This window comes from Cellvibrio sp., assembly GCF_053579595.1.
Genome location: NZ_JBRFPI010000408.1, coordinates 1 through 3,807, shown reverse-complemented (window position 1 = coordinate 3,807; position 3,807 = coordinate 1). Strand labels below are relative to the sequence as shown.

Here is a 3,807-nt window from a genome sequence, read left to right as displayed (position 1 = left end):
CTGCCAAGAGAGCTCAAACGGGGGGGTCTTATCCCAGGGACCACTTAATTCCGGCGGAAGGCTGCTGAGCTGGCTGGTAGTAATTTTTAAGCGGTTGCGATGCGCGTCGCCGCCTAAGGCAATCGCGGCAGTTTTATTGCCGTACCAACTGCCAATAACAATGCGGCTGGCAAAACCACTTAGTTCAATCGCGAGATTTAATGCAGTGGGTGCACCACTTACTTCATAAACAAGATCAGCGCCTTTGTTATTTTCTGCGATAGTTAATTGTTGTTTAAGCGCGCCTATATCTGCAGCAGAAAATGGATCGAACACCGCATTTACGCCAAGTTGTAACGCGCGCTCGCGGCGCAGCGGAATAGCATCAACCCCCTGCAATTGTGCCAATGGAAATTGCGCCAATAAATGCGTGAGCAACAAACCCACAACCCCCTGCCCTAACACCACAACACGTTCGCCTAATGCAGGGCTACCATCCTGAATCAAATTTACGGCAGTTTCCATATTGGGTAAAAACACCGCGTCTTCTGCGCTGATATCAGTGGGAACCGGGATAACATTTGCTAACGTGCTAATGAAATGGCTGGCCTGGGGCTGAAAGGCAAAGACGCGTTGGCCGAGTAATGCGGCACCCACATTCACGCCAACCGCTTTAATAATCCCGACACTGGCGTAGCCGTATTGCAGTGGATATTGCTGTTGATCTTGCAACGCAGCGATATTTGCGTCGAGTGCCATATCATTGGGGATTTGCCCGCGATACACCAGCATTTCTGTTCCAGCACTAATCGCCGAGCATTCCACTTCGACCAGTAATTCATCTGCACCCGGTGCAGCAAAAATGTGTTCGCGCACGGCAACTTGTTCAACGCCGGTAAACCAGAGTTGTTGCGCGCGTACTGAGTATTGTTCGATAAGCGTATCCGTCATGCTGCGTAATCGCCGTAATCCAAATTGCCCCACACGATCAAGTCATCACCCAAACGCTCGGAGAAAAAGGGTTTTAGTTTGGGTAATGCGCAGCGCGATATTTTACCCAAATCATTCACGGCTTTATAACCGCCAACAAATTGCGGGGTGATGGTGAGCACCAGTGCATCAACCAGACGGGCTTTTAAAAAAGCGCTAATAACACTTGCACCACCTTCCACCATTAAACTTTTAATACCGCGGCTCCACAATAATTTTAGCGCGCGCTGCAAACATACTTGACCATCCGCATTGCCTTCCAGCGCAGTAATTTCCAAACCTTCAATCACTGTGCCCTGGTCATCAACCGTGGTTAATACCCAGCAGCGTTTATCCGGCAAGCAACACAAACGTGCTTTTGCGGGAATGCGCAATTGGCTATCCAATACAATTGGTTGTGGATTGTGGCCAATCCAGTGGCGCACGGTGAGCTGTGGATCGTCACTCAATACGGTACCTATGCCGACCAAAATGCCGTCGTGCATGCTGCGCAATTGGTGCGTTAAACGCAGCGACTCATCACCACTCAATGCGAGCGGTTCGTCGCAGCGCAGCGCAATACTGCCATCGAGGCTCTGTGCATAGCTGAGGGTAACAAAGGGCCGGTCGAGCGAACGAAAAGCGTTTTTATTATCGGACAGCCAGTTTTCAATTCGTTGGTTGAGGTTCATGCAAATCACTGTGATGGGATGAAGCAAATGGCTTGCTAAACAAAAGATGATCCATACGTTTGGCTTTGGTGATCATATAGCCCTGATTTTCAGCGTTAACCGCAATCTCCAGCGGGACACGCGCAACCACCTTGATGCCTTCGGCCTGCAATGCAGTGATCTTGGCGGGATTATTGGTCATCAAGCGCACTGATTGCACTCCCAAATCATCCAGGATACAAGCCGCCAGCGAGTAACTTCGCTCATCCGCACCATGACCCAACATCAGGTTGGCGTCAACTGTATCGTAACCCTGGTCTTGTAAATTGTACGCCAGCAACTTTTGCTCAAGGCCAATGCCGCGCCCTTCCTGACGCAGGTAAATCACCACGCCCAACCCCTCGCTTGCCACCAATGCCAGCGCACGATCCAATTGCTCGCCGCAATCGCAGCGCAAGGAGCCCAATACATCGCCCGTAAAACATTCTGAATGGACACGAGCCAGCGCACCTTCTGCTTGCGCAAGATCACCCATATAAAAAGCCAGATGCTCTTTGTTGTCCAGAGTATTGGTGTAATAACACAATTGAAAATCCCCATAACGGGTGGGAATCCGGGCAGCAGCAGTACGGGTAACAGATGGTTTTGACATACACAAAATCTTCAGGTGTGAAAGGTAACTTTTATACGCAGGCCGCGATCTTACGGCTCAGTATCGCAATAGGCAAGGCAAGTTCCCGATTAGTATTGATCAACGCACACCATCGCTTTTTATGCTCATAATGCAACAGGAAAGTGTTTATTTTTACTAATAAATGGCCAAATTCAATCAGTTAATTCACTGGCAATACACCCGGCACTGGTAGAGAATTGCGCGGCTTTGTTTCACTAAAAAAATTCAACGAGCGTTGCGGTAATGGCTGAACTTTTTTTTGCAATCCCTGGCGATATCAACACCTTGACCGGTGGCTATGCCTATGACCGCCGATTGATCGCAGAGTTGCGCGCACTGGGTCACAAGATTGAACATCTCCACTTATCCAATCGCTTCCCGTTACCCGATGCAGAAGCGCTCGCCGATGCTGCCGCGCAATTTGCTGCCCTGCCCGACCACGCCATAGTGATTGCTGATGGCCTCGCTTACGGAGTCATGGACACTATTGCTACACAACATGCGGCACGTTTGAATATTATTGCACTCTGCCATCACCCACTGATGCTGGAAGCAGGTTTATCGACTGCACAAATGCAGCAACTTTTTTTAGCAGAGCAACGCGCGCTTAATGCGGCAAAAGCGGTGATAGTCACCAGCCATATGACCGGTAAAATTCTCATCGAACAATTTGCGATTCCCACCACAAAAATTGTTGTTGCGCTGCCAGGCACTGACCCACAAACATTTGCACCCTGTAATCGCAATCCGCCGGTACTGTTAACTCTGGCAACACTGACCCGCCGCAAAGCACACGATCTCTTGATCGATGCACTCGCCAGAATTAAACACCTCGAATGGAGCGCGCGTTTTGTCGGCGGAATGGATTTTGATCCTGCATGGGTCGCACTGTTAAAAAATAAAGTGGCAACTTACGGGCTGGAAGAGCGCATCAGGTTTGTCGGCAATGTTATCGATTCAGCCAGCGAATATGCCAATGCCGATCTGTTTGTGCTGCCATCATTATTTGAAGGCTATGGGATGGCGTTTGCGGAAGCGCTGAGTTTTGGTTTACCCATTGTGGCCACGCGCGCAGGTGCAGTACCTGCGGTTGTGCCCGATAGCGCCGGTATTTTAGTTGCACCAGATGATTCGATTGCGCTCACTGATGCACTGCAAAAATTATTGGCCGATAGATCTTTGCGCAAGCAATTCCAAACAGGCGCCCGGGCTGCTGCACAGCATCTTCCCAACTGGAAAGATACAGCGGCAATAGTCGCACACCTGATTAATCAAACATCTATCAATCAAACGTCTATTAATTAAACGAACAGAAAAAGTGAGTAACCAATGAGTAGTTTTTCAATCGCATGGCTGGATTTACGTGAAGGCGCCGATTTTGCCGCGCGCGATAAAACACTGGCAACACAAGCGCTGGAATGGCTTGGCCAGGCAACTGACCCTGTATCACCCGACCGCATTATTGTTGACCTGGGTGCAGGTACTGGCTCCAGCTTGCGTGCACTGACTAAATTG

General features: G+C 49.7%; 5 protein-coding genes. 2 read left to right on the top strand and 3 right to left on the bottom strand.

The window, feature by feature from the left end:
- The 3 genes from ACWA6V_RS18675 to ribA all read right to left on the bottom strand — a co-directional run.
- On the bottom strand, window positions 1-930 hold a 930-nt coding region (locus ACWA6V_RS18675), incomplete at its 3' end, for a zinc-binding dehydrogenase (protein ID WP_449523908.1).
- Window positions 927-1,640 (bottom strand): RibD family protein, encoded by a 714-nt coding sequence (locus tag ACWA6V_RS18670; protein WP_449523907.1) that lies wholly within the window; start codon window positions 1,638-1,640, stop codon window positions 927-929. The genes ACWA6V_RS18675 and ACWA6V_RS18670, both read right to left, overlap by 4 nt.
- A complete protein-coding gene (gene ribA / locus ACWA6V_RS18665) occupies window positions 1,618-2,271 on the bottom strand; it encodes a GTP cyclohydrolase II (protein ID WP_449523906.1) in 654 nt (217 codons plus the stop codon). The genes ACWA6V_RS18670 and ribA overlap by 23 nt, the downstream gene beginning before the upstream one ends.
- A gap of 264 nt (window positions 2,272-2,535) precedes the next feature.
- On the opposite strand from ribA, the gene ACWA6V_RS18660 reads away from it, so the two are divergent.
- Together ACWA6V_RS18660 and ACWA6V_RS18655 are read left to right on the top strand one after the other, a co-directional pair.
- Window positions 2,536-3,597 (top strand): glycosyltransferase family 4 protein, encoded by a 1,062-nt coding sequence (locus tag ACWA6V_RS18660; protein ID WP_449523905.1) that lies wholly within the window; start codon window positions 2,536-2,538, stop codon window positions 3,595-3,597.
- A 24-nt stretch (window positions 3,598-3,621) separates the two neighbouring features.
- A partial coding sequence (locus ACWA6V_RS18655) for a hypothetical protein (RefSeq protein ID WP_449523904.1) occupies window positions 3,622-3,807 on the top strand: 186 nt, incomplete at its 3' end.